This is a genomic window from Campylobacter showae CC57C, assembly GCF_000344295.2.
Taxonomy (GTDB): Bacteria; Campylobacterota; Campylobacteria; order Campylobacterales; family Campylobacteraceae; genus Campylobacter_A; species Campylobacter_A showae_B.
Genome location: NZ_AOTD01000025.1, coordinates 1 through 2,015 on the forward strand (window position 1 = coordinate 1; position 2,015 = coordinate 2,015).

3 protein-coding genes are annotated in these 2,015 nt (G+C 47.0%); 2 read left to right on the forward strand and 1 reads right to left on the reverse strand.

Annotated elements, in window-relative coordinates:
* Both H740_RS01085 and H740_RS01090 read left to right on the forward strand, forming a co-directional pair.
* The coding region (locus H740_RS01085; RefSeq protein ID WP_002950476.1) for a uracil-DNA glycosylase family protein at positions 1–258 on the forward strand (258 nt) is incomplete at its 5' end.
* Complete coding sequence (locus H740_RS01090) at positions 255–1,454, forward strand: hypothetical protein (RefSeq protein ID WP_002950477.1); 1,200 nt, start codon at positions 255–257, stop codon at positions 1,452–1,454. The genes H740_RS01085 and H740_RS01090, both read left to right, overlap by 4 nt.
* On the opposite strand, the gene H740_RS01095 is transcribed toward H740_RS01090, so the two are convergent.
* Positions 1,442–1,840, reverse strand: a complete 399-nt coding sequence (locus H740_RS01095) for a YbgC/FadM family acyl-CoA thioesterase (protein WP_002950478.1) — start codon at positions 1,838–1,840, stop codon at positions 1,442–1,444. The genes H740_RS01090 and H740_RS01095 overlap by 13 nt on opposite strands.
* Positions 1,841–2,015 lie beyond the last annotated feature (175 nt).

Here is a 2,015-nt window from a genome sequence, read left to right on the forward strand (position 1 = left end):
CGCCTAGAGCTTGGCGAGCCGTATTTTAGCGGCGGAACTCGTCTAGTCGCGCCAAAGCTCATCGTAGCGCTTGGTGAAGAGGTTTTTTACAAAATAATAAAACAAAGCGCGCAAAGCTTTGAGACAATAAGGGGAAACATAATGAAATTTAAGCACTCGGCCTTGCTGGCGACCTATTCGCCTGCCGTCGTAGCGAAAAACCCAAGCAAAAAAGAACTATTTTTCAGCGATTTAAGAAAAATAAAAGAGTACCTATGAGAAAAATTTTAACCGCATTACTGATCTGCTCGGCGCTATTTGCCAGGAGCGATAAGCCCTCTGATATCCCGCCCGCGAGCGAAATTTATATAAATTTAGAACCCGTCAAATGTAACGACATATGTTTGCTAGAACTCGTTAGAGAAGGTCTTTTACACAGCTTTCTGGCTCGTTACGAGGGCAGCTCCAATCAAGAAATTTTACAAGCCTTTAACGCTCTAAACGGCTCGTACGTAAACGTTGTCACCGAAATCCTAGCGCCAAACTCCAGCGCCGAGTTTAAGATCGCCGTCATCATCCCGCAAGATAGCATAAAAAGCTACGCCGGCGTCGTCTCAAACGCGGTTATCGCCTACGTCGTCAGGCAAAACGCCGCTATCGACGTTAAATTTTACAACATCGGAAACGAAGCCCCGAGCGCTATCGACGGCGCTCTAGCACGCGCTAGAAGCGAAAATATCGCCTATATCATCGCGCCGTTTACGCCAGTGGGCGCAAAATATCTAAACGAGGCTTTAGATCCGTCTATGACTGCTTTTGTGCCGACTCTGCACATCTCTAGCGTCGATTCGCCGCAGGAGAATCTGATATTTGGCGGTATAGACTACAAAGGGCAAGTCGAAAAACTGCTAAATTTCTCAAACGGCCAAGTCGCGGCGTTTTCTGACGGAAGCGCGCTAGGAGCGGCGCTAAATCGCTACGCCGACGAGCTTAGCGGCGGGCTAGCCTACGAAAACGAGATCGCAAGCGGCGCGACCGATCTAAAGCCGATGCTATCTGGCAACTCAAGGCTAAGCGGAGCGACCGTTTTCCTAAACGTTCCGCTCGTAAAAGCCTCGATGGTGAGCTCCCAAATGCGCCTTTATGACGTCAAATTTAACGCTCTTTTAAGCACGCAAATCAACTATGCGCCAAGTATCTTTAAACTCACGCAACCGCAAGATAGAGAAAAGCTCTACATAGCCAACTCGATTTCTAAAACCGATAGTGCACTAGACTCAAACAACGAAATTTTGGGGCAAAATTTAAACTTCAACTGGGTGGGCTACTCTGCTAGCGCCGGGCTTGACTACATCTACGCGACCTACCTAAACCGCGGCGCGCAGAGGCTTTTTAGCGAGAGCGTCGAAGACTCGCAGATCGTCTATGATACAAAGGTTTTAAAAGCCGGCGAATACGGCTTTTACGAGCAATAAGAGGAGAGAAAATCCACTATCTCCTCGCTCATCTTAGCAGGCCTTAGGTTACTGACAAACGCAACCTCGACGTCCGCTTCAAAGACGAGCTCTGGCTCGCATCCGCCGCTTAAATTTGCGATTTTATAAATTTTCTGATTTATGAGCGCGGAGGCTTTTTTCAGGCTTGCCACGCTCGTTTTTACCTCGAGCAGATCGCCAAGGACGGCAGGTTTTTTAAATTTTGCCCGAATCTCACTCACGACGAAATGCCCATCCTTGCTAAAAGGCTTAACCTCCGAATCAAAAAACATCTCGCTGCGCGCCCTTTCGCAGTATTTTATATAGTTTGCGTGATAGACTATGCCGCCCGCGTCGGTATCTTCGTAGTAGATTCGTATTTTCATCGCTTGCCTTTATGCTTAAAGTCTCACGCATTTTACCCGTTTTTCTTAAAAGATTGATTATAAAAGCGTCGCCGTCAAAATTTCATCATGCTCTTACGTCAAACTTTCTGTAAAATTGGCCCCTCTCGCCTACTTCTATACCACCGCCAAACTCGTTATTTAAAAACGAAATATT